Annotated in this window: 28 protein-coding genes; 7 read left to right on the top strand and 21 right to left on the bottom strand. The window is 65.0% G+C overall.

Annotated elements, in window-relative coordinates; translation table 11 throughout:
* Positions 1 to 81: 81 nt before the first annotated feature.
* The 9 genes from hpf to MYCSM_RS06700 form a co-directional block, all read right to left on the bottom strand.
* Positions 82 to 729, bottom strand: coding sequence for a ribosome hibernation-promoting factor, HPF/YfiA family (hpf, locus tag MYCSM_RS06740; protein ID WP_198345054.1), 648 nt, complete (start codon positions 727 to 729; stop codon positions 82 to 84).
* A 326-nt stretch (positions 730 to 1,055) separates the two neighbouring features.
* Positions 1,056 to 1,685: a ComF family protein gene (locus MYCSM_RS06735; protein WP_015305393.1), complete on the bottom strand. Its 630-nt coding sequence runs from the start codon at positions 1,683 to 1,685 to the stop codon at positions 1,056 to 1,058.
* A gap of 99 nt (positions 1,686 to 1,784) precedes the next feature.
* Positions 1,785 to 2,246, bottom strand: coding sequence for a QcrA and Rieske domain-containing protein (locus tag MYCSM_RS06730; RefSeq protein ID WP_015305392.1), 462 nt, complete (start codon positions 2,244 to 2,246; stop codon positions 1,785 to 1,787).
* Between the two features lie 14 nt (positions 2,247 to 2,260).
* Positions 2,261 to 2,833 (bottom strand): DUF6529 family protein, encoded by a 573-nt coding sequence (locus MYCSM_RS06725; RefSeq protein WP_015305391.1) that lies wholly within the window; start codon positions 2,831 to 2,833, stop codon positions 2,261 to 2,263.
* The gene (locus tag MYCSM_RS06720) at positions 2,826 to 3,482 is read right to left on the bottom strand and encodes a hypothetical protein (protein ID WP_015305390.1); all 657 of its coding nucleotides are present in this window, start codon (positions 3,480 to 3,482) and stop codon (positions 2,826 to 2,828) included. The genes MYCSM_RS06725 and MYCSM_RS06720 overlap by 8 nt, the downstream gene beginning before the upstream one ends.
* Before the next feature lie 101 nt (positions 3,483 to 3,583).
* Entirely contained in the window at positions 3,584 to 5,341 is a 1,758-nt protein-coding gene (gene lpqB, locus MYCSM_RS06715) for an MtrAB system accessory lipoprotein LpqB (protein WP_015305389.1), read from the bottom strand.
* Positions 5,338 to 6,984 (bottom strand): MtrAB system histidine kinase MtrB, encoded by a 1,647-nt coding sequence (gene mtrB, locus MYCSM_RS06710; RefSeq protein ID WP_015305388.1) that lies wholly within the window; start codon positions 6,982 to 6,984, stop codon positions 5,338 to 5,340. The genes lpqB and mtrB overlap by 4 nt, the downstream gene beginning before the upstream one ends.
* A 22-nt stretch (positions 6,985 to 7,006) precedes the next feature.
* Positions 7,007 to 7,693 (bottom strand): two-component system response regulator MtrA, encoded by a 687-nt coding sequence (gene mtrA, locus MYCSM_RS06705; RefSeq protein WP_011778995.1) that lies wholly within the window; start codon positions 7,691 to 7,693, stop codon positions 7,007 to 7,009.
* Positions 7,694 to 7,741: 48 nt separating this feature from the next.
* Positions 7,742 to 8,371, bottom strand: a complete 630-nt coding sequence (locus tag MYCSM_RS06700; RefSeq protein ID WP_015305387.1) for a dTMP kinase — start codon at positions 8,369 to 8,371, stop codon at positions 7,742 to 7,744.
* 131 nt (positions 8,372 to 8,502) lie between these two features.
* Between MYCSM_RS06700 and MYCSM_RS06695 the strand changes: the two genes are divergently transcribed.
* On the top strand, positions 8,503 to 8,859 hold the full coding sequence (locus MYCSM_RS06695; protein ID WP_015305386.1) for a heme-binding protein: 357 nt from the start codon (positions 8,503 to 8,505) through the stop codon (positions 8,857 to 8,859).
* Between the two features lie 344 nt (positions 8,860 to 9,203).
* Here the strand turns inward: MYCSM_RS06695 and MYCSM_RS06690 are convergent, their stop codons facing one another.
* The 7 genes from MYCSM_RS06690 to MYCSM_RS06665 all read right to left on the bottom strand — a co-directional run bounded on the left by MYCSM_RS06690 (position 9,204) and on the right by MYCSM_RS06665 (position 15,256).
* Complete coding sequence (locus MYCSM_RS06690) at positions 9,204 to 9,611, bottom strand: hypothetical protein (RefSeq protein ID WP_015305385.1); 408 nt, start codon at positions 9,609 to 9,611, stop codon at positions 9,204 to 9,206.
* 129 nt (positions 9,612 to 9,740) lie between these two features.
* Positions 9,741 to 11,222 carry an adenosylhomocysteinase gene (gene ahcY / locus MYCSM_RS06685; RefSeq protein ID WP_015305384.1) on the bottom strand — a complete coding sequence of 494 codons (1,482 nt, stop codon included), beginning with the start codon at positions 11,220 to 11,222 and terminating at the stop codon, positions 9,741 to 9,743.
* 80 nt (positions 11,223 to 11,302) lie between these two features.
* Positions 11,303 to 11,935: a TetR family transcriptional regulator AlkX gene (alkX, locus tag MYCSM_RS06680; protein WP_041313391.1), complete on the bottom strand. Its 633-nt coding sequence runs from the start codon at positions 11,933 to 11,935 to the stop codon at positions 11,303 to 11,305.
* A 17-nt stretch (positions 11,936 to 11,952) separates the two neighbouring features.
* Positions 11,953 to 12,132: a rubredoxin gene (locus MYCSM_RS06675; protein WP_015305382.1), complete on the bottom strand. Its 180-nt coding sequence runs from the start codon at positions 12,130 to 12,132 to the stop codon at positions 11,953 to 11,955.
* A gap of 83 nt (positions 12,133 to 12,215) precedes the next feature.
* On the bottom strand, positions 12,216 to 12,377 hold the full coding sequence (locus tag MYCSM_RS35780; protein ID WP_015305381.1) for a rubredoxin: 162 nt from the start codon (positions 12,375 to 12,377) through the stop codon (positions 12,216 to 12,218).
* Complete coding sequence (locus MYCSM_RS06670; protein WP_041311440.1) at positions 12,374 to 13,603, bottom strand: alkane 1-monooxygenase; 1,230 nt, start codon at positions 13,601 to 13,603, stop codon at positions 12,374 to 12,376. Before MYCSM_RS06670 ends, MYCSM_RS35780 begins: the two co-directional genes overlap by 4 nt.
* 174 nt (positions 13,604 to 13,777) lie before the next feature.
* Positions 13,778 to 15,256, bottom strand: a complete 1,479-nt coding sequence (locus MYCSM_RS06665) for an amino acid permease (protein WP_015305379.1) — start codon at positions 15,254 to 15,256, stop codon at positions 13,778 to 13,780.
* Positions 15,257 to 15,312: 56 nt separating this feature from the next.
* Here MYCSM_RS06665 and MYCSM_RS06660 point away from each other — a divergent pair, with 56 nt between their 5' ends.
* The 4 genes from MYCSM_RS06660 (at position 15,313) to MYCSM_RS06645 (ending at position 19,963) form a co-directional block, all read left to right on the top strand.
* Positions 15,313 to 16,686 carry an NAD(P)/FAD-dependent oxidoreductase gene (locus MYCSM_RS06660; protein ID WP_015305378.1) on the top strand — a complete coding sequence of 458 codons (1,374 nt, stop codon included), beginning with the start codon at positions 15,313 to 15,315 and terminating at the stop codon, positions 16,684 to 16,686.
* An 81-nt stretch (positions 16,687 to 16,767) separates the two neighbouring features.
* Complete coding sequence (locus MYCSM_RS06655) at positions 16,768 to 18,681, top strand: acyl-CoA dehydrogenase family protein (RefSeq protein ID WP_015305377.1); 1,914 nt, start codon at positions 16,768 to 16,770, stop codon at positions 18,679 to 18,681.
* A 15-nt stretch (positions 18,682 to 18,696) separates the two neighbouring features.
* Entirely contained in the window at positions 18,697 to 18,999 is a 303-nt protein-coding gene (locus MYCSM_RS06650; RefSeq protein ID WP_015305376.1) for a hypothetical protein, read from the top strand.
* A 25-nt stretch (positions 19,000 to 19,024) separates the two neighbouring features.
* The gene (locus tag MYCSM_RS06645; protein ID WP_015305375.1) at positions 19,025 to 19,963 is read left to right on the top strand and encodes a DUF808 domain-containing protein; all 939 of its coding nucleotides are present in this window, start codon (positions 19,025 to 19,027) and stop codon (positions 19,961 to 19,963) included.
* 87 nt (positions 19,964 to 20,050) lie between these two features.
* Here MYCSM_RS06645 and manA read toward each other — a convergent pair whose 3' ends face one another.
* The 3 genes from manA to MYCSM_RS06630 are packed head-to-tail and all read right to left on the bottom strand — an operon-like array spanning position 20,051 to position 23,761.
* On the bottom strand, positions 20,051 to 21,277 hold the full coding sequence (manA, locus tag MYCSM_RS06640) for a mannose-6-phosphate isomerase, class I (protein WP_015305374.1): 1,227 nt from the start codon (positions 21,275 to 21,277) through the stop codon (positions 20,051 to 20,053).
* 4 nt (positions 21,278 to 21,281) lie between these two features.
* Positions 21,282 to 22,379 (bottom strand): hypothetical protein, encoded by a 1,098-nt coding sequence (locus tag MYCSM_RS06635; protein WP_015305373.1) that lies wholly within the window; start codon positions 22,377 to 22,379, stop codon positions 21,282 to 21,284.
* A complete protein-coding gene (locus tag MYCSM_RS06630) occupies positions 22,376 to 23,761 on the bottom strand; it encodes a phosphomannomutase/phosphoglucomutase (RefSeq protein ID WP_015305372.1) in 1,386 nt (461 codons plus the stop codon). Before MYCSM_RS06630 ends, MYCSM_RS06635 begins: the two co-directional genes overlap by 4 nt.
* Positions 23,762 to 23,878: 117 nt before the next feature.
* On the opposite strand from MYCSM_RS06630, the gene MYCSM_RS06625 reads away from it, so the two are divergent.
* Positions 23,879 to 24,574 (top strand): class I SAM-dependent methyltransferase, encoded by a 696-nt coding sequence (locus MYCSM_RS06625; RefSeq protein WP_015305371.1) that lies wholly within the window; start codon positions 23,879 to 23,881, stop codon positions 24,572 to 24,574.
* A gap of 12 nt (positions 24,575 to 24,586) precedes the next feature.
* Here MYCSM_RS06625 and MYCSM_RS06620 read toward each other — a convergent pair whose 3' ends face one another.
* Positions 24,587 to 25,006: a DUF3499 domain-containing protein gene (locus tag MYCSM_RS06620; protein WP_041313389.1), complete on the bottom strand. Its 420-nt coding sequence runs from the start codon at positions 25,004 to 25,006 to the stop codon at positions 24,587 to 24,589.
* 130 nt (positions 25,007 to 25,136) lie between these two features.
* Here MYCSM_RS06620 and MYCSM_RS06615 point away from each other — a divergent pair, with 130 nt between their 5' ends.
* On the top strand, positions 25,137 to 25,559 hold the full coding sequence (locus MYCSM_RS06615; protein ID WP_015305369.1) for a metallopeptidase family protein: 423 nt from the start codon (positions 25,137 to 25,139) through the stop codon (positions 25,557 to 25,559).
* 9 nt (positions 25,560 to 25,568) lie between these two features.
* Here the strand turns inward: MYCSM_RS06615 and MYCSM_RS06610 are convergent, their stop codons facing one another.
* The gene (locus MYCSM_RS06610; RefSeq protein ID WP_198345052.1) at positions 25,569 to 25,838 is read right to left on the bottom strand and encodes a WhiB family transcriptional regulator; all 270 of its coding nucleotides are present in this window, start codon (positions 25,836 to 25,838) and stop codon (positions 25,569 to 25,571) included.
* Positions 25,839 to 26,145 lie beyond the last annotated feature (307 nt).

Below are 26,145 nucleotides of genomic sequence, written 5' to 3'. Positions count from 1 at the left end.
TCGATGGACCTCGGTCCTAATCAGACGAGGTCCATCGTAGGTGACCTGTCGAAATTGCTGGTCGAAGCCGCTGGAAAGCGTCTAGGCGAGCCTGATCAATCCATAGTCGTAGGCGTGCCTGCGGTACACGACGCACGGTTTGTCGCTCTGTTTGTCGTGGAACAGGAAGAAGTCGTGGCCGACGAGCTCCATCTGGGAAAGTGCGTCGTCGACGGTCATAGGCGTCGCCGGATGCTCCTTGGTGCGCACCACGCGGCCGGGCTCGTGATCATCGAGCGCTACCCCGTCGACCTGCAGGTTTTCCTCAGCGGGCGAGGCGGGTGGCTGAAATGAGTCGGGCTCTATCTTGGTGGCTTCCGCCAGCGAGACGGGCCTCTTATCCCCGTAATGGATCTTGCGGCGGTCCTTATGGCGGCGCAGCCGACTCTCGAGCTTGCAGACCGCAGATTCCAGGGCGGCATAGAAGCTGTCGGCGCAGGCCTCGCCGCGCACAACAGGTCCGCGGCCTCGCGCGGTGATCTCTACGTGTTGACAGTTCTTGCGTTGGCGCCGGTTGCGCTCATGGTCTAGTTCGACGTCGAAGAGGTAGATGGTGCGGTCAAATCGTTCCAGTCGGGACAGTTTCTCTGAGACATAGATGCGGAAGTGGTCGGGAACCTCGACGTTGCGGCCCTTGACGACGACCTCAGCGTTGGGCGTTGGTTCGGGCGGCTCGTCCTCGATCACCATCGTTGTGCGGTCTGAGTCCACGGAATGGCTTGACATGCTTGGCAACTCGTTTCTCTACGGAGTCGCACGCTTCGCGTGCCCGGCTTGGGTTTCGGATTACGCGCCGGGGGGCCTGCAGGTCGCTCCGCCCTCCGGCGCAAGGTGTCGAGTACTCACCTCCTACCGCTGGTCGGCGATGCTGGCGCTTCGGGTTGAGCGCCGCCGTGAGGCATTCACGGGTGGTTGTTGCCGACGGTAATCGTGTTCACCCGGTAGTGCCAGTAAATTCGCGGACCCGTTTTCAGTTCTTCACACAGGGTTGATGTGAATCCAAGTCGGCTGCCGCATCAGGCATTGGCAAAGGCAAGCACCGCGGCCACGTGAGCACCGGCGACGTGCAGTACGCGGACCGATTCCGACGCAGTGGCGCCGGTGGTCACGATGTCGTCGACGACGAGTACAGCTCCCTTCAAGGGCTTGATCAGCTTTACCCGGCCCGCGATGTTGCGCTGCCTATCCGCGCCGGACAGGCCGACGGAGTCGCGGACGAAACCCCGAAACCGCAGGGCCTGGATGACGTGGAGACCGGATTGTGGCTTGATGGCCGCCTGAGCAATGCGAGTGACGGGATCGCCGCCGCGGCGGCGGGCCGACGTACGCCGGGTGGGTGCAGGGACGACGGTCAGTGGTGTGTCGATGACGCCCCAGGCGAGCAAGCGATCGATGCCTTGTTCAAGCGCGTGAGCCAGCGGAGCGACAAGGTCGGAGCGGCCATGCTCCTTGACCGCGACGATGGCGTCGCGGCGCGGGCCTGCGTAGCGACCGAGCGAGAGGACGGGCACGCCGGGATCGACGCGCGGGGTGATCAGGTGGGGCTGGTCAGGCTTGACGGCAAGGTCCTGGGCGCAGACGGGGCACCATCGCGTCGATGGGGCCCCGCAGCCGCCGCACTCGAGCGGCAAGACGAGGTCGAGCATGTCCGAAGTGTGGCGGCGGGGTCCGACATCGCCGTCGAGTGTGGGCTTGTGTCACGTCTTTTCGCCGTTTCGTGTGTATCAACTCCACACTCGGCGAGGTCAGCCCAAAACGATCGAGTCTCCCTGCACGCTGATGTTCTCCGCCGGGAGCGGCTTGTCCGCCGGCCCCTTGGCCACTGTGCCGTCAAGATTGAACTTGCTGCCGTGGCACGGGCAATCGATCGTGCCGTCCGCGATCTTGTCCACCGTGCAGCCCTTGTGCGTGCAGGTGGACGAGAATCCCTTGAACACACCCGCAGTCGGTTGGGTCACCACCACCTCGTTGACGATCACGCCCGAGCCCACCGGCACATCGGCTGTCTTGGCGATGACCTTCCCTGCGGGTGCGCCGGAACCACCCGATGCCGACGGCGCGGGCGCGGCCGTCGTCGTGGCGGATTCGCTTGCCGCTTCGGTCTTCTTGCCGTAGGTGCTACACGCGGCGACGATCGCCGTTACTAGACCTAGACCAGCGCCGAGTAGCACCTTCTGCCGCGAGATGGGGAACTCTCCGATGCTCATCTACAACCTTTCCGTTAGAACTTGATGCCGTTGGTGTCGAAGAACCACAGTGCTGACGTCAGCCAGACGTAAACCAGGCCAAAAAACACAAGGCCGCCGGCGACTGGAATCACCCATCCCCGAAGGCCTTTGCGGGTGAGCAAGATCATCTTCGTGACGAATGCGCCGTAAAAGAAGCATCCAAACAGCGAATGGAACAACACCCGGTTGTCGTATCCCTCAAAACCCAAGGCGTACAAGCAGTGCACGGCAACAGGAACACTAACCAGCACCGCCAGTCGCCCCGACCACACATGTGCAGTGCCGATCCACGACGGCGCCTTTCCACCAGGGATCAGCCGGTACATCGCGAATGCGGACGCTAACTGAAATAGTCCCAACACCACGGCGAGCGTCGCTAGCCAAGTCTTGACGGCAAGTCCGCTGGAGAAGCCGGCCAGGTTGATCGAAAAGTACTGCGGCTCATGGACTTTCCCGAACACACCGAGCCCGACGGCAACGAGCGCGCCGAGCCCAACGGCAATCAGTACCGGGAACCCCGACGACCTCGCAGGAACCGCCGTAGTCGGCGCCTCGGCGTCAGACATTGCTGCCTCCCTCAACCCTTATCGCCTTGACCTCGATCCCGTCGATGTTGGCGATGCCGTCGGTGGTTAGCTTCGGTGCGGGTGCGGTTGAATTGTCTTCGCGCCGCTGCACACCGGTCACTCCGCCGCTCGAGTCGACAATCCAACTGTTGCGCACGCCGGCGTTCTCGTAGACATACAGCCCGGCGGGGGGTTGCGCGACGGGCGCGTTGAAGTCCCACTTCTTTTCGCCGATCCACAGCGTGCCGATGATTGCACTACCTTCGAGGTGGCCTTCGAGTCTGCTCGTCTTGTCCTTGCTCGCAAGGCTCACAGCGCCGTTGACGGCACTGCCCCGCAGCCACGACTCGACGGTGCTGCCGTCGCACGCGTAGGCGATGGCCTTGTCGCCATCGACCGTGATCTCCACCGTGATCGTGCCGTTGGCCGTCGGGATCTTGCCGACGTAATCGGCCTTGGCCGGGAACGCCGCCGGCGGCGGTGTGGCCGGCGCTGGGGGCGGAGCCACTGGAGACGCTGCGGCGGTGGTGGACTGGCTGTACGGATTGGCCGGCGGCGCCGACTCCTGCTTGGAAATGTTGACCAGCAATATGCCGGCAGCGAGCACCGCGACGGCTCCGAGAGTCAGTATCGGACCGCGGATTTTCATCATCCCCTCCTGGCTGTTGAGCAAACACCTCTAGCGGTGTTTTGTCTGCACAACGGGCGATGCGAGCGGAAGGTTCAGCGCGATTTAGCGAAACGTTGGAACTAACCCGGTAGCACCGGCAGCGCGTCGGGCATCATCAGCGGCCGCACCTCGGCCCACGCCGGATCGTTGTCCGCCGCGGAGCCGGACAGTTGAAGCACGCCACGCTCGTCGGCGACATAGACCGTGGACGGGTTAGCGGCGACGGTGGTCACCGGCATCAGCAGGTTGCGGCTCGGGCCGTCGGAATTCACGCCGTCGAGGTTGACATAGGAGACCGGGTGCTGGGGGTCGGTGCGGCTCACGACGATGTCGTCGCCGGTGCGCCAGGCCAGCGAGACCGCCGTATTGCCGAGCCCGAAGCCCAGCCGCCGCGGATACGTCAGCGCGTAGCCGCCGCCTGCCGTCTGTTCAACAGCCGCGAGAATCACCTGTCCCTCGATGACCATTGCGGCGCGGGTTCCGTCGCGGGAAAGCTGAAGTTCGGCGATCACACCGGGGAAACGCATCGACACCACGCTGGAGTCGACGGGGATGCGGGCGGGCTGTCCCGACGCGTCCTGAATCGCGCGCACCACGTTGATGCCGTCGACCACCACAAAGATCGCGTCGTCGAGCGCCCAACTCGGCCGCGACAGGGTGCGGCCTTCCATCGCCTGTGTCGCATTGCCGTTCAGCGGGCCGACCCACAACGAGGACGCCATGTCGGGCGCGCCTGGCCGCAGCGTCACGATCGATGCCACTTCTTGCCCGGTGCGGGAAACTGCGGCTGCGGTCTGGCCGGGCATCTGGCCGAACTGTCCGGCCACCCGATTGGCCCGCTGCCCATCCAAGGACACCAGCGATCCGCCGACCAACGCGTGCAGCCCGGCAGCAGCGCCATCGGCCGCGCCGGGATCAGTGGCCGCGACGTCGGAGGTATTCCAGCCGTCGGCGAAGCGGTCGTCCAGCGCCGCGCCGTCGGCATTGATCACGTACGGCCCGTTGATCCCGGCCCGCGCGAGCGTCCAAATGATCTGTGCCGCAAGCAATTGCCTGCTGTGCGGATCTGTCGTCGACAGGTTTTCCAGGTCGACGCGGGCGCCGCCGTAGCCTCGGCCCACACCGGTCTTGCCGCCATCGGCGCGGGTCACCGGGCCACGCAACTTGAGCGGAGGACCGAGCAGGTTTCGCACGGTGTTGCTCATCTCCGGCCGCGGGCCGGCGATCAGCTTGCTGACCATTTCGGTGGCCAGTTGGTCGGAATCGGACACCGCGACGTAGCGGGGGTCGGGTACGACGGTGTGCCCGGTCGGGTCGGCGAAGTAGAGCGTGTTGCGCTTGTAGGTCGACTGAAACTGTTGCCAGTCAAGAAAAACGCCGTTCGGCAGCCGGTCGATGCGCCATCCGCCCGGCGTCTTGACCAGTTCGATCGGACCGGGATCGGGCAGCGCACCCTCACCCGTCTCGAACACGCCAACATCCGAAAGCGAGCCGAGGATGTCGGCGCGCATACTGACCGAAACCCGTTCGGGGCCACGGGTTTCGACGAATACGACGTTGTCGATCAGTAGCGCGCTACCGGCATCGTCCCATGAGCGCGAAGCGGATTCGGTGAGGAACTGCCGCGCCGCGAGATGGCGGTTGGCGGGATCGGCTGTCGCCTTGAGGAATTCACGCAGCAGGATGTCGGGGTCCATGCCCGCGGTCGGCTTGGGCAGGCTCGGAGGTGCGGGGCGGTCGACGGTACCGATGGCCTGCGGCGCGGACGAACTCGGCACCCCGGCACAGCCCGCCAGAACGAACGCCAGCAGCAACAGTGCCGTCAGGACGCGTTTCACGCGTTCTCCGTCGCGGGTTCACGGTCGCGGGTGCGTCGCGGAGCGCGTTCTGGCCCAATGGGTTTCATCGGCAGCGGGCTCGTCGTCACCTTGTGGCCGCGCACCAGCGGCAGCGTGAGCCGGAAGCAGGCGCCCTTGCCCGGTTCGCCCCACGCTTCGAGCCGACCCTGGTGCAGCCGGGCGTCCTCGATGCTGATCGCCAGGCCGAGGCCGGTGCCGCCGGAGCGCCGCACCCGCGAAGGATCTGAACGCCAGAACCGGGAGAACACCAGCTTCTCCTCGCCGGGCCGCAGCCCTACGCCGTAGTCACGAACGGTGACTGCGACGGTGTCCTCGTCGGCGGCCATCCGGATCCGCACCGGCTTGTGCTCGGCGTGGTCGATGGCGTTGGCGATCAGATTGCGCAGGATTCGCTCGACCCGCCGCGGGTCGACCTCGGCGATCACCTCTTCTGCGGGCATGTCTTCGATCAGTTCGATGTCGGCGTCCTGTGCAAGGTGGCCGACGTTGTCCAGCGCGCTCTGCACCGTCGACCGCAGATCGACTGACTCGACCGAAAGCTCGGCGACACCGGCGTCGTGGCGCGAGATTTCGAGCAGATCGTTCAGAAGCGTTTCGAAGCGGTCGAGCTCGTTGACCATCAACTCGGTCGAGCGCCGCAGCGCGGGATCCAGGTCCTCGCTGTGGTCGTAGATCAGGTCGGCGGCCATGCGCACGGTCGTCAGCGGAGTGCGCAGCTCATGGCTGACGTCGGAGGTGAACCTGCGCTGCAGGTTGCCGAACTCCTCGAGCTGGGTGATCTGGCGGTGCAGGCTTTCAGCCATGTCGTTGAACGACACCGCCAGCCGCGCCATGTCGTCCTCACCGCGCACGGGCATGCGCTCGGTGAGGTGGCCCTCGGCGAAGCGTTCGGCGATCCGCGACGCCGACCGCACGGGCAACACGATCTGACGGGCCACCAGCAGCGCGATCGCGGCCAGCAGACCGAGTAGCACCACGCCGCCGGTCAGCATCGTGCCGCGGACAAGCGCGATGGTGGATTCCTCGTTGTTCAGCGGAAAGATCAGGTACAGCTCGAGATTCGCGACGGGCGAGGATGTCGGGCTGCCGATGATCAAAGCGGGGCCGGAGAATCCGTCGGTGTGCACGGTCGCGTACTGGTAGCTGACCTGCCCCGCCTTGACGAAGTCGCGTAGCGCGTTGGGCACCTGCTGCACCGGGCCCGCCGCCGTTGCCGCGCGAGGCCCGTCGCCGGGAACCACCAGAACCGCGTCGAACGTGCCTGCGAGGCCCGCGCCGGTGTCGGCCTTGCGGTCGATCAGGGTGTTGCGCGCCAGCTGCAGGCTGCTATCGAGGGAGCGGGTTTCTTCACCGCCCACGATGCCGCCGACCGTGTTGCGGGCGCGCTCGATCTCTTCGGTGGCGGCGCGGACCTTGACCTCGAGGATGCGATCGGTGATCTGGCTGGTCAGCACGAAACCGAGCACCAAAATGACAGCGAGCGACAGCCCCAGCGTCAACACCACTACCCGCAATTGCAGGGAGCGTTTCCACGCCAGACCCATCGCTCGACTCAGCGCACCGAATCCGCGTAAAAGTGGTGCTGAACGCCGATGGATGCGCCGCCTCGAGCTGAAGATCACGGCCACCGCCGAGCGGTGAATCTCACGGGGGTCCGGCCTTGTATCCCACTCCTCGAACGGTCAGGACCACCTGCGGGTTCTCCGGGTCTTTCTCAACCTTGGCCCGCAAACGTTGGACATGCACGTTTACCAAACGGGTGTCGGCGGGGTGCCGGTATCCCCACACCTGTTCGAGCAGCACATCACGAGTAAACACCTGCCGTGGTTTGCGCGCCAACGCCACCAACAGGTCGAACTCCAGCGGTGTCAGGGAAATCTGCTCACCTTGCCGGGTGACCTTGTGGGCGGGCACGTCGATGTCGATGTCGGCGATCGAGAGCATCTCGGCGGGCTCGTCCTCGTTGCGGCGCAGCCGGGCTCGCACTCGCGCGACAAGTTCCTTGGGCTTGAAAGGCTTCATCACGTAGTCGTCGGCGCCCGACTCGAGGCCGAGCACCACGTCGACGGTGTCGGTCTTGGCTGTCAGCATGACGATCGGCACACCGGAGTCGGCGCGCAGAACGCGGCATACGTCGATGCCGTTCATGCCCGGCAGCATCAGGTCAAGCAACACCAGATCGGGCCGCAGCTCGCGGACCGCCGTGAGAGCCTGCGTGCCGTCGCCGATGACCGCGGTGTCGAAACCTTCGCCGCGCAAGACGATGGTGAGCATCTCGGCCAGCGACGGGTCGTCATCGACAACCAGAATCCTTTGCCTCATGGTGTCCATGGTGGCACCAGATTGCGATAAAACGCTGCTAGCACACCCGCGAGTCGGCTATTGAGCCAGCTCTGCGGCGAGCGTGGCGGCGTTCACGTCGGGTCCGGCGACCAGCCAGCGTCCGCACCACTGCGCGGCTGCCAGTCCGGAGTAGACCTCGCCGGTGCGGCGCTGCAGTCGGTCGTCGCGCTCGTAGGAGTCCTTGGCGCGGTCGGCCTCTTCGTTGGCGCGGCGCTCGGCGCGCTCGGCGGCCAGTTCGGTGGGTACGTCAAGCAGCACCTGCCAGTCGGGCTTCGGCAGGTGCAACCGCTCGTATTCGAGGGCGCGAACCCATTCGACGACCTCGCCGTCGGCGGGTTGGTGCAGGCGCGCGGCGCTGTAGGCGGCGTTGGATGCGACGTAGCGGTCGAGGATCACGACGTCGTAGGCGGCGTTGAGGTGCCCGATCTCGTCGCGGGCACCGCAGCGGTCGAGGGCGAACAGCACAGCCATCGCGTAGACCGACTGCGAGAGGTCGCCGTGCTCGCCGTGCAGCGCTTCGGCCGCGAGGTCGGCTTCCACTGAATGGCCGTAGCGGGGGAACGCCAGTGTCGCGACGGATTTGTGCGCGGCTTCGAACGTCGCGCGCAGCCCGCTGGTGAGCGTGCGCTTGCCGGCGCCGTCGACACCCTCGATGACGATGAGCACGCGGGCAGCCTAACGCGGGCACAGGGCTCTCCCGGTAACGTCGCGTTGCTGTGGACGCAAGCCCAGTCTGCTGTGGAACCGCTTGCAATCCACGCGGCGACACACAGCTTGTGTGCAAACTGTGAGCCATGATGTTGTCTCGCCTCGTCATCGCCGCGTGCACCGGCGCGGGGATCAGTGGGGCGCTGTTGGGTGCCAGCCCGCTCGCCCAAGCCGATCAGGACCCCGCCGCCAACCCGCCGAACTGCAGTGCCGCCGATCTCGAAGGAGTGCGGGCGGGTGTTTCGGCGTCGACGTCGGCATACTTATTCGGTCACCCCGACGTGAACTATTTCTTCACCAGCCTCGAAGGTCTCGCGCGTGAGCAGGTGGCGGCAAAGACCAAGGCCTACTTGAACTCTCATCCCGATGTGAAGGCGGACCTGACCAACATCAGACAACCACTCGTCGATATCAAGGACCGCTGCGGCGCGCCGCCCAACCCGTGACAAACGACCTCTAGAAGTTCAACAGCCGCTCCGAGCCCAGCGATCGTCGCGACAACTAGCGGGGCATTGGCGTTAATCGTCGGCACCAGGACGGCGGCGTTCTTTGGGGCCTGCACCAAACTGCCGTGTTTTCCGACGAATTGGACTCGAGATCTGCGACGAGTTCGATGGAGTCGGCGTCGGGATCAGCGACCCGCAGCCAGTTGGCGAAGCGCTCTTCTGAAAACGCGCCTGCCTCAACAGGATTCATCGTGCCGTTGACGAAGGCGACATCAGATCTCGCCGTTGCGCGGACGTTGCCCCGAAGAGCGAGGGTTATCGGGGAACCTATTCGGAACCGCCGCCTATCCTCCGGCTGCCTGTTGCGCGGCTGCTTTTTGCTGCGCGTCCTGCTCTGCCTGAAGAACGGCTCTCCCCGGAACGGACCCTGCCGAGTACCCGGGTGAATTGGGAGACGCGACATTGGCGTAGCAGTTCAGGAAGACCTCGGCGATCTTGCCTTGGGACTTCCCGAAGCCGTCCACCTTGCTACCTTCCTGAGCGTGGTCGACGACGCACTTGTCGTCCGACGTCTTATCTCCGACCCGGCCAGCGATCTTGACGGTGTAGCCAGCGTCGGTCAGAGTCTTCTGCGCGTCCTTCCACAAACCACCCTCGACGTTCGGAAACGCATGTGCCGTGCCCGTCCCGATCGCGAGATTCCCCACGATGGCGATCGCCGCAGCGCCGACTCCGAGACGAATTCTGTTCACTATGGCTTTGCCTTCCAGTCGGACTGCCGCGGTCGAAAATCCCCACTTCGTGTTTGCCTCAAGACTATAGCCGCTTGCCCCGGTTAGGTCAGCGATTTGCCGGAGCAAGCGATTCTGCTTGCCGCCGGCTCAGTAGCGGTAGTGCTCGGGCTTGTACGGGCCCTCGACGTCGACGTTGATGTACTCCGCCTGCTCCTTGGTGAGCTTGGTCAACGTGCCGCCGAGCGCCTCGACGTGGATGCGCGCCACCTTCTCATCGAGGTGCTTGGCAAGCCGGTACACCGCGTTGTCGTACTCGTCGTTCTTGGTCCACAGCTCGATCTGTGCGATCACCTGGTTGGAGAAACTGTTGCTCATCACGAACGACGGGTGGCCCGTCGCATTGCCCAGGTTCAGCAACCGACCCTCGGAAAGCACGATGATCGACTTGCCGCTATCGAACGTCCACAGGTCAACCTGCGGCTTGATGTTGAGGCGCTTGGCGCCCGAACGTTCAAGTGCCGCAATCTGAATCTCGTCGTCGAAGTGACCAATGTTGCCGAGAATGGCCTGGTCCTTCATCGACTGCATGTGGGCCAGCGTGATGATGTCCTTATTGCCGGTCGCGGTGATGACAATGTCGGCCTCACTGATGCCCTGCTCGACGGTCACCACGTCGAAGCCGTCCATCAGCGCCTGCAGCGCATTGATCGGGTCGATCTCGGTGACGGCCACCCGCGCGCCCTGGCCGGCCAGCGACTCGGCGCAGCCCTTGCCCACGTCGCCGTAGCCACAGATCAGCACCTTCTTGCCGCCGATCAGCACGTCGGTGCCGCGGTTGATGCCGTCGATCAGCGAGTGCCGGGTGCCGTACTTGTTGTCGAACTTGCTCTTCGTCACCGAGTCGTTGACGTTGATCGCCGGGAACGGCAGCTCGCCGGCGGCCTCGAACTGGTAGAGGCGCAGCACACCGGTGGTGGTCTCCTCGGTGACGCCCTTGACCGACTCGGCGATCTTCGACCACTTGGTCTTGTCGGTCTCGAAGCGCTCACGAAGAACGCCAAGGAAGACCTTCCACTCGGTCGGGTCGTCGTCCTCGGCCGGCGGCACCACGCCCGCCTTCTCGTACTGTGCGCCGCGCAGCACCATCATGGTGGCGTCGCCGCCGTCGTCGAGGATCATGTTGGCCGGGTCGCCCGGCCAGGTGAGCATCTGCTCGGCAGCCCACCAGTACTCCTCGAGCGTCTCGCCCTTCCATGCGAACACCGGGGTGCCCTTGGGCTCCTCCGGCGTGCCGTGCGGGCCGACGACGACGGCCGCAGCCGCGTGGTCCTGGGTGGAGAAGATGTTGCACGACGCCCAGCGAACCTCTGCGCCAAGCGCGACGAGGGTCTCGATCAGCACCGCGGTCTGCACGGTCATGTGCAGCGAACCCGAGATCCGGGCGCCCTTGAGCGGCAGCACATCGGCGTTCTCCCGCCGCAGCGCCATCAGTCCGGGCATCTCGTGCTCGGCCAACCGGATCTCCTTGCGGCCGAACTCGGCAAGGGACAGGTCGGCGACCTTGAAGTCGATGCCATTGCGAACATCGGCGGTCAGCCGCTGCCCAGAAACAGTTGGAGCCGTCGTCATCCTTTAATCCCCTTCGTGGGCGCGTCGCATTACTTAGCTTTGTTACATATTAGGCTTGGTTGGCCGGGGCGCCGTCGCCGCTACTGCTGCTCGATCACACCGTAGCGTTCGGCAAACGGCGTCATGAGTCTAGCGAGGTCCCGCGCGACGTCGTGGTCGGCCTCCGGCGGCATCGAGACGTAGCTCATCGCGAGCCTGACGATGGCCCGGGCCAGCACCCCGGAATCCTCTTCGCTGGCGCGCACCCAGCTATTCATGAAGGACTCGGTCAACCGCGCCGAACAGCGCGTGATGATCGGCGCGGAGTCGGTGGTGATCAGCTGCAGCAGGTCGGGCTTCGTGGTGCCCGTCAACAGTGAGATCACCAGCGGGTCGGCCGCCGATTCGGCGAAGAAGTCGCGGAAGCCCTGCAGAAACGCGGCATAGATATCGCCGACGTTGCCGTCGATCGCGTCTTCGATCTGATCCACCAGCCGGTCGGCGAGCCGCAGCGCGTAACCCTGCGCCAGGCCCTGCCGCGACCCGAACTCGTTGTAGATCGTCTGGCGACTGATACCTGCGGCCTTCGCTACATCGGACAGCGTGATCGACGACCAGTCGCGGGTCAGAAGAAGTTCGCGCATGCCGTCCAAAATCGAATCGCGTAGCAGCACCCGGGACGCCTCGGCGTACGGAATGCGCTGCGCGGTTCGGTGGTCGCGCGGGCTAGTCACACGCGCAACCGTAGCGGTCACGAGCGCGCAACCTCCACCATCTCGAAATCGAATTTCGCCGCGCCGCAGTCCGGGCAGCTCCAGTCGTCTGGAATGTCATCCCAGCGGGTGCCTGGCGCGATGCCGTCCTCTGGCCAGCCCTTTGCCTCGTCGTACTCGAATCCGCACTGCACACAGATGAACAACTTGTAGTCCATTGTTTCTCCTCCAGATTGTGTTGACTCTGCGCTGAGGGCGAGGGTTACCCGCACTTCTGCGCCCGAGCGCAGAGTCAACGGAACTAAACGGTTCGGAAGTCGACCTTTTCGCGCACCGCGCAATCGGGGCAGCACCAGTCTTCGGGCATATCGCTCCACGCCGTGCCCGCTGGAAACCCTTCTCGCGGAGCACCTTTCGCCTCGTCGTAGACGTAGTCGCAGCCGGGGCATTGGTACGCGGTCATGCTCGAGCCCTCTGCTCTTCGCGCGAGCGCTCATCGCCGTACTTGTCAAAAACCTTGTCGCGCATCCGCGGGTGCACGTTCACGCGGGTGATGTCGCCGTCATAGTGCTCGAGCACCCGGTGATCCATCACGCGGCGCCACAGCGGCGGGAAGTACGTCAGCCCGATCATCGACGCATAGCCACTCGGCAGGTTCGGTGCACCCTGCATGCTACGCAGCGTCTGGTAGCGCCGGGTCGGGTTGGCATGGTGATCACTGTGCCGCTGCAGGTGATACAGGAACAGGTTGGTCACGATGTGATCGGAGTTCCAACTGTGCACCGGCGCGCACCGCTCGTAGCGTCCGCTGTCAGTCTTCTGCCGCAGCAGGCCGTAGTGCTCGAGATAGTTGACCGTCTCCAGCAGCGTGAAGCCGAAGACCGCGGAGATCACGACGTACGGGATGAGCGCGACGCCGAACACCGCGATCAGCGCGCCGTAGAACACCACCGACATCGCCCACGCGTTGAGCACATCGTTTGACCAGTGCCACGGGCTCTTACCAGCGCGACGCAGCCGCCGGGCTTCCAGCTCCCACGACGACTTCAAGCTGCCAAACACGCTGCGGGGCAAGAACTCCCAGAACGTCTCGCCGAAACGGGCCGACGCGGGATCCTCTGGCGTGGCAACACGGACATGGTGGCCGCGGTTGTGCTCGATGTAGAAGTGGCCGTAGCACGTCTGCGCCAGCGTGATCTTGGACAGCCAGCGTTCGAGTTCGTCCTTCTTATGGCCCATCTCGTGTGCGGTGTTGATGCCCACCCCTCCGAGCACACCCACCGACAGCGCCAAACCGATCTTGGCCGGCCAGCCCAGCCCGCCGTCGAAGCCGAGCCAGCTCAGATCCGACGCGGTGAACAGATAGGCACCCAGGATCACGCTGGCGTACTGGAACGGGATGTAGATGTAGGTGCAGTAGCGGTAGTACCTGTCGTTCTCCAGCCGCTCCATCACCTCATCGGGCGGGTTCTGGCCGTCGGGGCCGAAGCGCAGATCCAGCGCAGGCAACAGGATGTAGAGCAGGATCGGCCCGATCCAGAACGGCACCTGTGCCGTCGCGTGCCAACCCCACTGGTTGAACGCCCACACCAGCGGCAGCATCACGAACAGCGCCGTCGGTGCAATCAGACCCATCAGCCACAGGTAGCGCTTCTTGTCGCGCCACTGGGCGACCTCGATGTCGGACATTTGGGTGGTCACTACATGCCTCCTGAAGTGAGTGCCATCACGTCGTCCAGTTGACTATATAGCCCATTTTGTCGTCTGTCTAGACACAGATGCCTGCTTTGTAAACCGGACTAGCGGCGCGCGACAGCGTTTTGGGCATGAAAAGTGCGCTCAGCGCGACAGATCACGCTGAAGTCACTGAGAAAGTGCCGCCTCCCGGTTGGCGACAGCCGAGTGCCGACGCCCGTAGGACGCGTAGATCACCAGACCGATGGCCATCCACACCAGGAATCGAATCCAGGTGAGCGCGGTCAGGTTCAACATCAGCCACAGGCAGGCGATGATGGCCGCGATCGGCAACCACGGCACCCACGGCGCGCGGAATGCGCGACGCAGATCCGGACGCGTCCGCCGAAGCACAATCACACCCGCCGACACCAACACGAACGCGAAGAGTGTGCCGACGTTGACCATCTCCTCCAGCTTCGACATCGGAAACACCGACGCGGCCAGGGCAACCAGCACGCCGACCAGAACAGTCAGTCGAACCGGTGTGCCGTGTGTACCGGTCTTCGCCAGCTGGTGCGGCGAGAGCCGGTCCCGCGACATCGCGAACAACACCCTGACCTGGCCAAGCATCAACACCATGACGACCGTCGTCAGGCCCGCCAACGCGCCGATGGAGATGACCTTGGCCGCCCACGTCACGCCGTTCGCGGTGAACGCGGTCGCCAGGTTGGCATCCTCACCGGCCTTCTTCAGCTCGGTGTACTTCACCATGCCGGTGAGCACTACAGCGACTGCGACGTAGAGGACGGTCACGATTGCCAGCGTGCCGATGATGCCTCGCGGGACGTCGCGCTGCGGGTTTTTGGTTTCTTCGGCGGTCGTCGCGACGACGTCGAAGCCGATGAACGCGAAAAACACGATCGAAGCGCCTGCCAGCACCCCATACCAGCCATAGTGGCTGCTGCCCGCGCCGCTCAGCATCGAGAACAACGACTGTTCACCCGAACCACCTCCCCCACCGGATTCGGTGGGCGGCACGAACGGCGCGTAATTCGCGGACTTGATGTAGAGGGAGCCGACGACGATCACCAGGACCACCACGCTCACCTTGATGAGCGTGATGACGGCGCTGACGTTGGACGACAGCTTCGTCCCCATCGCCAGCAGAGCGCTCACAATCGCGACGATCAGCAGCGCACCCCAGTCCAGCGTGAAATCACCGATTTCGGTTGTCCCCCCGGAGAATCCGAATACCTCGCCCAGGTAAGTGGACCAGCCCTTAGCGACGACCGCCGCCCCGACGGCGAACTCCAGCACCAGGTCCCAGCCGATGATCCAGGCGATCAGCTCGCCGAAGCTGGCATACGAAAACGTGTAGGCGCTGCCCGCGACGGGCACCGTCGATGCGAACTCGGCGTAGCACAGCGCCGCCAACCCGCAGGTAACGGCGGCGATGACGAACGACACCGAGATCGACGGTCCTGCGATGTCGCCCGCCGTGGACGCAGTGATGGTGAAGATGCCGGCACCGATCACCACCGAGACCCCGAAGACGATCAAGTCCCACCAGGTCAGATCCTTGCGGAGCTTCGTCTCCGGATCGTCGGTGTCGTCGATCGACTGCTCGACGGACTTCGTTCGCCATGCCAACCGCAACCCAGCCATCCGAGTCCCTTCCTCCTGCCGTTTGGCCGGAGGAGTACCCAGTACTGTCGTCATCCATGGGGCGGACTGCCGAGCACGCGATCGTCATCGGGGCCAGCATCGCCGGCCTGTGCGCTGCGCGGGTGCTCTCGGATGTCTACAAGCAGGTCACGGTCTACGAACGTGACGACCTGCCCGAGGGACCGGCCCACCGGTCCGCGGTGCCTCAGGACAGACACGTGCACCTGCTGATGGCCCGCGGCGCCCAGGAGTTCGAGACTCACTTCCCCGGTCTGCTCGACGGGATGGTCGCCGACGGCGTATCGATCCTGGAAAACCGGCCGGACTGCATCCACTTCGGCGCGGCGGGCCATGTGCTCGGCACCCACCATCGGCTGCAGGACGAGTTCACCGCGTACGTGCCCAGCCGAAAGCACCTGGAATGGCAGATCCGACGCCGGGTTGCCGCGATCCCCAACGTCGACATCGTGCACGCCGCCGTCAAAGAACCCCGGTTCGACACCGCACGGCAAACAGTGACGGGAGTGCTGCTCGATTCCGGTGATGCGGTGGACGCCGACCTCGTCGTCGACGCGGCCGGCCGCGGGACCCGGTTGCCAACGTGGTTGGCGCAGTGGGGATTTGAGCGTCCACGCGAAGACGTCGTGCACGTCGGTATCGGCTACGCCACCCATCAAGTCCGCATCCCGGATGGGTTGATCGCCGAAAAGGTCATCGTGGCCGGCGCGTCTCGCGAGCAACCACTGGGGCTCGGCATGCTGCATTACGAGGACGGCACGTGGGGGCTGACCACGTTCGGAGTCGGCAGGGTCGAGCCGCCGCACGACTACGCCGGCATGTGCGCACTCGCCGACGAGATCGTGCCCGCACATGTGTCGGCCGCACTTCGCCAGGGCGAACCGATCGGCGACGTGGCGTTGCACAAGTACCCCGCCAGCCGCTGGCGTCGCTACGACAAGCTCGACCGCTTCCCGGCGGGCATCATCCCGTTCGGTGACGCGGTCGTCAGCTTCAACCCGACCTTCGGTCAGGGCATGACGATGACGTCGCTGCAGACCGGGCATCTGCGCCGGATCCTGCAGACCCCGGGTGTCGACCTGGCCAGCGAGTTCAATCGGGCAGCCGCCAAGACAACGTTCCCCGTGTGGACGATGAACGCCATCGGCGACCTGGTGCTGCACAGGGCCACTGGGCCGACGCCGTGGTGGTATCGCCCTGTGGGTGCACTGTTCGACCAATTCCTGGGTGCCGCCGAAACCGATCCCGTTCTGGCCGAATGGTTTTTGCGTCGGTTCAGCCTGCTGGACAGCCTCTACATGGTGCCGTCCGCGCGGCTGATCGGTCGCACCGTCCGGCACAACATGCGACTGTGGCTGGCCGAGACGCGGCGTCGACCGGCCGTTGCGCCAGCAACCAGCGCAGTTGGCTGACGCCCTCCTTTCCGGTTGGCACTCAGCTCCAGAGGCTATTGGAGTTACTGTCGAGTAGGGCCAACCGTCAGGAGGTCTGCGATGACCGATACTGCAGTCAGCGAAAGACACGCCAGAGAGGTCGCCGAGGGGGCACGGCAGCCGCAGTGGCTTCAGCCCAGCTTCGGCAAGGAACTGTTCCTCGGGAGATTGCGGCTGGATCTGGTCCATCCATACCCCGCAGGCTCGGCAGAAGATAGGGAGCGGGGCGAGGCGTTCCTCGCGAAGTTGAGAGAGTTCTGCGAGTCGCGGGTCGACGCCGCGGTGATCGAACGCGATGCGCAGATCCCGGACGAGGTAATCCTCGGCCTCAAGGAAATCGGCGCGCTCGGCATGAAGATCGACACCGACTACGGCGGGCTCGGCTTGTCACAGGTCTACTACAACAGGGCTCTCGCACTGGTCTGCTCGGCGCACAGCGCGCTGGCCGCACTGCTCTCCGCGCACCAGTCGATCGGGGTACCGCAGCCGATCTCGATGTTCGGCAGCGAGGAGCAGAAGCGAAAGTGGCTGCCGCGCTGCACAAATGAGATCAGCGCGTTTCTGTTGACCGAACCGGATGTCGGCAGTGACCCGGCCCGGCTGCGCACCACCGCGACACCAGATGGCGACGACTATGTGCTCGACGGGGTGAAGCTGTGGACCACCAACGGAGTGATCTCCGACCTGATGGTCGTCATGGCCAAGGTGCCCCGCAGCGAGGACCATCCCGGCGGCATCACCGCATTCGTGGTGGAGGCCGATACCCCCGGCATCGTCGTCGAGAACCGCAACACATTCATGGGGCTACGTGGCATCGAAAACGGTCTCACCCGGCTGACCAACGTGCGGGTGCCCGGCGAAAACCGTATCGGTGAGGAAGGCGACGGACTGCGGATCGCGTTGTCCACGTTGAATGTCGGGCGGCTCTCACTGCCTGCGACATGCAGCGGAGTGGCGAAGTGGTGTTTGTCGATTGCCCGCCAGTGGTCGACCGAACGCGTGCAGTGGGGCAAGCCTGTCGGTGAGCACGACGCGGTGGCAGGCAAGGTGGCGTTCATCGCGGCCACCGCCTACGGGCTTGAGTCGATGGTGGAGCTGGCCAGCGAACTCGTCGACGCCGGCCACACCGACATTCGCATCGAGGCGGCCCTGGCCAAGCTCTACGGCTCCGAGATGTCTTGGCTGATCGCCGACGAGCTGGTGCAGATCCGCGGCGGTCGCGGCTTTGAGACGGCCGAGTCGCTGGCCGCCCGCGGCGAGCGCGGTGTGCCCGCAGAGCAGGTGCTGCGCGACGCGCGCATCAACCGGATCTTCGAGGGCTCAACAGAAATCATGCATCTGCTCATCGCGCGCGAGGCGGTCGATATGCATCTGAGTGTCGCCGGCGACATCATCGACCCCGACGCGGACCTCCGACGCAAGGCGCGGGCGACCGCGAAAGCCGGGCTGTTCTACGCTCGCTGGCTTCCGACCCTGGTTGCCGGAAAGGGGCAATTGCCAACATCATTCGGTGAGTTCGGGTCTCTCGCCACGCATCTGCGCTATGTCGAACGAGCCAGTCGCCGGCTGGCACGCAGCACGTTCTACGCGATGTCGCGGTGGCAGGGCAAGCTGGAATACAAGCAACGGTTTCTTGGCCGGATCGTCGACATCGGTGCCGAACTGTTCGCGATGACGGCTGCCTGCGTCCGCACCCAGCGGGACGGAGTGGACGCCTCGGCCGTCGGACTCGCCGACGCATTCTGCCGTCAGGCGCGAGTGCGGGCCGACCAACGGTTCGACGAACTGTGGCGCAATAGCGACGACACCGACCGCAGCCTGGCACGCGATGTGCTCGGCGGTCAGTACACCTGGCTCGAGGAAGGAATACTCGACAAGTCGATCGAAGGACCGTGGATCTCTCAGGACGGCGGTGTCGAAAAGGTCGATGTGCACCGGTTCATCCGGGCTGCCGCGCGCCGCGACGTAGCGTAATGCGCTGAGGCCACGATGAGCTCACAGATCCGGCCGCTGGAGGACTTGGCGCAGTTCGGCATCGCGTACTGGCTGCCGCCGGGCGGCAGGGACAACGGCGTGTGGGCCGACATCTGGGTAGCGATCGCCGACCTCGAATCGGCTGACGCCAATACGGTTCTCGACCTGTTGGCGAACGCCGATGTCGGTGGCTATGTGGCCGTTCCCGGCGGCAGACGGGCACGCGCTCGCGGTCCGGTCAGCGCTCGGGTGTGGGTCGACGCGATGCAATATGGCGTCGCCGAGGACGTGCTGATCCGGTTCATGCGGGCCAGGTAGCCTTCGGTGCCATGAGGACGACGCGATGAGCGCTGGCCTGTTCGGTCTTCTTGATGACGTCGCAGCTCTGGCCCGGCTGGCGGCCGCCTCGGTCGACGACATCGGCGCCGCCGCTGGACGCGCGACAGCCAACGCTGCGGGTGTCGTGATCGACGACACCGCGGTGACGCCTCAATACGTGCACGGGATCACCGCCGAGCGCGAACTGCCGATGATCAAGCGGATCGCGATCGGGTCACTGCGCAACAAGCTGCTGTTCATCCTGCCCGCGGCGCTGCTGTTGAGCCAGTTCGTGCCGTGGCTGCTGACCCCGATCCTGATGATCGGTGCGACCTACCTGTGCTACGAAGGGGCCGAAAAGGCATGGGGATACCTGCGGGGGCATGACAGCCACGGCGCACCCACTTCGACTGCCGGGCAGGACGCCGAGAAGCAGATGACGGCCGGGGCGATCCGAACCGATTTCATCCTGTCCGCCGAGATTATGGTCATCGCATTGAATGAGGTTGCCGACCAGTCGTTTTGGCCGCGGCTGATCATCTTGGTGGTCGTCGCGATCGTGATCACCGTCGCGGTGTACGGCGTGGTCGGCGCCATTGTGAAGATGGACGACATCGGGCTGAACCTCGCGCAGCGTGAGTCACGCTTCGCGCAGCGGGTCGGCCGCGGCCTCGTCGCCGCGATGCCCAAAGTGCTGTCCACGCTTTCGGCCGTCGGCACCGTCGCGATGCTCTGGGTCGGCGGCCACATTCTGCTGCAGGGCACGGACACGCTGGGCTGGCACGCACCGTACGGCCTTATCCACCACGCCGAAGAATTCGTCCATCACGCCGTGCAGGGCGTCGGCGCCTTACTGGCCTGGCTGCTCAACACCGCGGTGTCAGCGGTGGTCGGCTTGGTCGTCGGAGCCGTCGTTGTCGCGATCGTGCACGTGCTGCCGGTTGGCAAGAAAATCGACCACTGATTCGTCGAGATTGACGCTGGCGCGAAGAAGTGCGAGCGACCAGCACGCTAACGTCGATCTCGGCATCGAGGCGCTAATGAGCCGGCACTAGATCCCGACGGTCGCCCGGAACAACTTCGTCGGCGTCTGCGCGACCAGCCGAATCGGCCCGTCGTCGGCCGCCACCCATGCTGCGGCTCCACGCTCCAGCGTCACCGCGGTGGACTTGGCGTGCACCACGGTCGATCCCTCTGTGCAGAGCAGGATCTGCGGGCCGTCGTGGTTTGTCGGCGCGTCGATTTCGTGGTCGAGGTTCTCGCCGTCGATGCACAACACCGAGACCGCGAACTCAGGCGCAGGCGTGTTGTAGACGAGTTCTGTTCCGTCCCTGGTGATTCGGGGATGAATGACATCGTCGGTGGCCGGCGTGAAATCCAGCACCCGCAGCAACTCCGGCACATCGACGTGTTTGGGAGTGAGCCCGCCGCGTAGCACGTTGTCGGAGTTGGCCATCACTTCGACACCGACGCCGTGCAGATAGGCGTGCAAGTTGCCCGCCGGCAGGTAGATGGCTTCGCCCGCTTTGAGACTGATCCGGTTCAGCAGCAGCGACGCCAGCACACCGGCGTCCCCCGGGTAGCGCTCGCCGAGCTCGAGCACGGTCTTGGCTTCGGCCGCGAACTCCTTCTTGCCCGACCGAAGGTATTGAATGGCGCCCTCGATCACTGCGGGCACCAGCACGTCGAGATCGGGCTGCGGGGCGGTGATCCACGTGGTGAACAACGCGCGAAGGCCGTCGGCGTCGGACTGACCGGACAGCAGGTTGACGAACGGGTCGAGGTCGCTGACCGCCAGCGCGCGCATCAACTCGACGGTGCTGGCCGCCGATCGGAATCCGGCCAGCGCCTCGAATTGCCCTAGCGCGACCAGCAATTCGGGTTTATGACTGCGGTCGCGGTAGTTGCGATTGGCAGCCGTGATGGGGATGCCAAGCTTCTCCTCGCGGGCGAAGCCTTCCAGCGCCTGCTCGGCGCTCGGGTGTGCCTGCAGCGACAGCGGCTCGTCGGCCGCAAGCACTTTCACCAGGAACGGCAGGCAGTCGCCGAAGCGGCCGCGCACCGCAGCACCCAGCTGGCCTTCGGGATCGGTTCGCAGCGTGTCGAGTAGCGAGACCTCGCCCTTGTCGGTCTCCAGCCATGCCGGATCGCCCGGGTGCGCGCCGAACCACAGCTCCGCTTCGGGATGCGCTGTGGGACTTGGCCGTCCAGTGAAATCGGCAATGGCGGTTCGCGAACCCCATGCATAGGTCCGCACCGCTCCCCGTAGCAGGTGCACTCGCTTAACCTCGAACCAGTCGCAGGTAGGTGGCCGTCATCTCCAACCGTACGGCCATCAATGCCAGTTGTTGTTCCGGTCGCCCAGGCGGTGCGACGGCCACCGGCGCGTCCACCATGCCAAGCGCTTCCGGAATGTCCTCGGCGTTTATCACGTCGACGTCATCGAATCCGCTGACCCGCGCGACCACGACCGGCCTCTCGGCGTCGGTGGCCAATACGAAGATGCGCATTCGCCGCGGCAACGGGCCGTCGATCTGTTCGTCGTGAAAGATCGACGCTTCGCGATCGGCGCTGCCCGCGCCGCCCAGATCCGGGCGCAGGCCGACCAACGCATCCCCCAACCCGACCGCTGCCACCGATTGGTGCGCGATCCGCAGCAGGACCGCCGCGGCATGGCGGGCCAATGCGAGCGTGGCCGCGTTGTCGCCCGCCAGCACCACGTCGTGTCCCGACATGCGTTCGGCCAACGCCTTCGCGGGATTGGTGAACAGCTCGCGCCCAGCGCTGTTGCGAAATGCCTCCGCGTCGAGCTCGTCGGCCAGTGCCCCTAGCTCCACTCGCAGCCCAGGATCCACCACCTGCAGAACGGCAAGGCCTGCGGCCAGGTAGCGGACCAGGTTGAAGTCGTCGCGCACCCACAGGCGCGGCGCCAGCGACACCGAGCGACCCGCTGTGGCGTCGCGCAGCGGACCTTCGTTGGGTGCGACGACGGCGATGCGCGCACCGCGGCGCACCCCGGTCGCCGCCGCAGAAACCAGGGCGGGATCGGCGGGGTCGTCACCGGCGAGGATCAAGACGTCGAGCGCGCCGATCCACGGCGGCGCCTCGGATGCGACGACGATCGGCGCGCCTACCGAACCGCCCAGCGTCGCCGACAGCATCGTTCCCGCGGTCTCGGCATTGCCGCGGGCCGCCACCCAGATGACCGTGCGCGGGGGTTGGTCCGACTTCAGCGCATCCAGGTCGCCTTCATCCAGCGCGGCGAAGGTGGCACGCACCTGCGCACCGGCCATCGACGCCGCGCGAAGCAAACCCTCTCGGTCGGCCGCGAGCAGGCCCTCGACATCGTCGAGGTCGATGGCCGCCTGCGTACCATTCACGTGACTGCCTCACTCCTCGAGGCGATTTGAGCCGCGATGAGTCCGACGATCTCGTCGATCTCTTCGGTGGTGCGGGCTTCGACGTTGAGTCGCAGCAACGGCTCGGTGTTCGACATTCGCAAGTTGAACCAGCTGCCATCGCCAAGGTCGACGGTGACGCCGTCGAGATGATCGATCGAGTGGATGCGGGCGGCGAAGGCCTTCAGCACGGCATCGACGCATCCTTCGGCATCGGTGATGGTGAAGTTGATCTCGCCGGAGGCTTCGTAGCGCTGGTAGTCCGCCATCAAATCCGACAGCGGCCGCTTCTGCTCGCCGAGCGCGGCGAGGACATGCAGCGCGGCCAGCATCCCGGAGTCGGCGCCCCAGAAGTCGCGGAAGTAGTAATGCGCGGAGTGTTCGCCACCGAAAATGGCTCCGGTGTCAGCCATCAACGCCTTGATGTAGGAGTGGCCGACGCGCGAACGCACCGGCGTGCCACCCCGCTCGGCAACCAGTTCCGGTACCGCTCGGGAGGTGATCAGGTTGTGGATCACCGTTGCGCCGATCTCTCTGTTCAGTTCCCGGGCAGCAACCAATGCCGTCACCGCCGACGGAGAAACCGGATGCCCCTTTTCATCGACCACGAAACACCGGTCGGCATCGCCATCGAACGCCAACCCGATATCGGCGCCGGTCTCGAGAACGAACGCCTGCAGATCGAGCAGGTTGGCCGGATCCAGCGGGTTGGCCTCGTGATTGGGGAACGTGCCGTCCAATTCGAAAAACAACGGCAGCAGCGTGATTGACGGGATCAGGCCGAGCACCGCCGGCGTGGTGTGGCCGCCCATGCCGTTGCCCGCGTCGACGGCGACGCGCAGCGTGCGCAGCTCCGCCAGATTGACGAGCGACCTTAGGAATTCGCCGTACTCGGCGAGCACATCGCGCTGCGAACTGGTGCCGCGCGGTCCGTCGAACTCCGGCACCCCGGCGATGATGTCCTCGCTGATCTGGGTGAGCCCGGTGTCCTTGCCCACCGGCTTCGCACCGGCGCGACACAGCTTGATGCCGTTGTAAGCGGCGGGATTATGGCTGGCGGTGAACATCGCGCCCGGGCAATCCAGCAGCCCCGAGGCGAAGTACAGCTGGTCGGTCGACGCCAGCCCGATGTTCACGACATCGAGCCCTTGGGCCATCACGCCTTCGGCGAACGCGGCCGCCAGCGTCGGTGAGCTGGCCCGCATATCGTGACCGATCACCACTTGAGATGCACGGTCGCGCACCAACCGTGCGAACGCACCGCCCACGTCGGCGACGAAGTCTTCATCGATTTCCTCGCCGACCAAGCCGCGAACGTCATACGCCTTGATGACGCGGTGTACAGCCGCGGCGGGCCGAGACATGGCGACACTCCTGTAGCGAGACGATGATCGGTCGCAAGCCTAGCCGCACGTCGGCCATACCAGGCCGCGTCGGGTAGTTCGCGCCTCTCGGCGTCGTGCGTGCTAGATTGCCGAAGAATGTCCGAGTCTCCGTATCAGAGTGGCGAGTACCTCGCGAACAACCCTGATTGGCACGCCGAAGATTCGCCGTTCAAGGCGCAGTGGATTGCCGACATTCTCGTCCGTAATCACGTCGCGCCCAAGCACGTCGTCGAAGTCGGCACCGGCTCCGGGGAGATCCTGGTTCAGCTGCGGGACAGCTTCCCTGCAGCGCGGCTGGAAGGCTACGACATTTCACCGCAGGCCCATGCCATCGCGGCTCGCAAGTCGGCCGACCGGTTGACCTTCCATCACGCGGACTACCTGACTTCCGACGGGCCGGCACCGGATGTCGTGATGGCGATCGACGTATTCGAGCACGTCGATGACTACATGGGCTTCCTGCGAGCGATGAAATCCCGCGCGGAGTGGAAGGTGTTCCACATCCCGCTTGATCTGTCCGCTCAGGCGGTGCTGCGCGGCAAACCGTTTGTAACCGCGCGGGAGTCCATCGGGCATCTGCACTATTTCACGAAAGACACCGCGCTTGCCGTGTTGGCCGACTGCGGCTACGAGGTTGTCGATTGGTTCTACACCCACGGAGCAGAAACCCTGCCGCACCGCTCGATTCGAACGAAGATCACGAACATTCCACGGCGGATGATCCGTGCGGTGAACGAGGATTTCGGGGTACGGCTGCTCGGCGGCGCATCGATAATGGTGCTGGCCCGTTGAGGGTCGTTTGCATTAGTCACTAGGGTCTGGCAACACCCGCAGGTGGCCGCGCCTGCGGCCGTTCGACTCGGGTCGTCGGGCAGCGGGCGCCATCAGCGCGCCGCCGTGCACTCCGGTGGCCGGATCGGAAAACCCTGCCGCCACGCCGTTGATCGGCGGAGGGCCGTCGCGCCCTTCACGGACCGCATCGGCCAGCGCCACCAGATCGTCCTCGTCAGGGTGCGTCGGCAGCGGCCCCGCGTGGCGAACCAGCTCCCAGCCGCGCGGCGCGGTGATGCGGCTGGCGTGTGCCACGCACAGGTCCCACGAATGCGGCTCGGACACCGTGGCCAACGGCCCGACGACGGCCGTCGAATCGGAGTAGACGAAGGTCAGCGTCGCGACCGCGTAGTGGGGACACCCGGGCCGGCAGCAGCGACGGGGAACATTCACGAACGAGAGGTTATCGTGCGAAAACGTTGTCAGCCCCCGGACACGCGCAGCCGTCGGGCCCCCGATCTCCAACCGTTACTCTTCGGATGTGGCCGACCGGAATCTACGTGGAGCACGCCGCGGCCGGGAGATGCGTGGCCCGCTGCTTCCGCCGAGCGTGCCGGGCTGGCGCAGCAGGGCCGAGCGGTTCGACATGGCGGTGCTCGAGGCGTACGAACCGATCGAACGGCGATGGCAGGACCGGGTGACGGGACTGGACGTCGCGGTCGACGAGATACCGCGGATTGCCCCGAAGGACCCCGAGTCAGTGCAGTGGCCGCCCGAGGTGGTGGCCGACGGTCCGATCGCACTGGCCCGGTTGATACCGGCGGGGGTGGATGTCCGTGGCAACGCGACGCGCGCGCGAATTGTGTTGTTCCGCAAGCCGATTGAGCGACGGGCTAAGGACACCATCGAACTCGCCGAGCTGCTTCATGAACTCTTGGTGGCTCAGGTGGCGACGTATTTGGGCGTCGAACCTTCCGTCATCGACCCGACTATCGACGACGAATAATCTGTCCGCTTAGATGATCCCGCGCTTGAGGCGGCGACGCTCCCGCTCGGACAGGCCGCCCCAGATGCCGAAGCGCTCGTCGTGAGCTAGCGCGTACTCCAGGCACCGGTCGCGGACCTCGCAACCCAGGCAGATTCGCTTGGCTTCGCGGGTCGAGCCGCCCTTCTCAGGGAAAAATGCCTCGGGGTCGGTTTGAGCGCACAATGCGCGCTCTTGCCATTGATCATCTTCGGTAGTTGCCGGAGCAACTTCATATCTCTCGGGTGAATCGGGCACCAAACTCAATTGAGGACGCGCCGGTACCCCAATCGGTGTCGGTCCGGTAATGGTGTGACGGGTGTCGCCTACTGAGCCGAGAATCCGGTTGTCGAATCGATCGTCGTGACTGGAATCGACCTGCTCATACGCCATGCTCCGCCTCCTCACCTGGTCTCGTAGATCCCCAAAATTTGAGCCCCACTATTTCAATGTGCGGCCACTCTAATTCGAACAAGTGATCGAATCTCGGTCTGCGCCACCGGAACCGGCCGTCCAACCAGGAAATGACACTGGTGTGATTACACACGTGTTAGCTGTCGCGGTCAAG

It is taken from the genome of Mycobacterium sp. JS623, assembly GCF_000328565.1.
GTDB lineage: Bacteria > Actinomycetota > Actinomycetes > Mycobacteriales > Mycobacteriaceae > Mycobacterium.
This window is presented reverse-complemented; position numbering and strand designations above follow the sequence as displayed.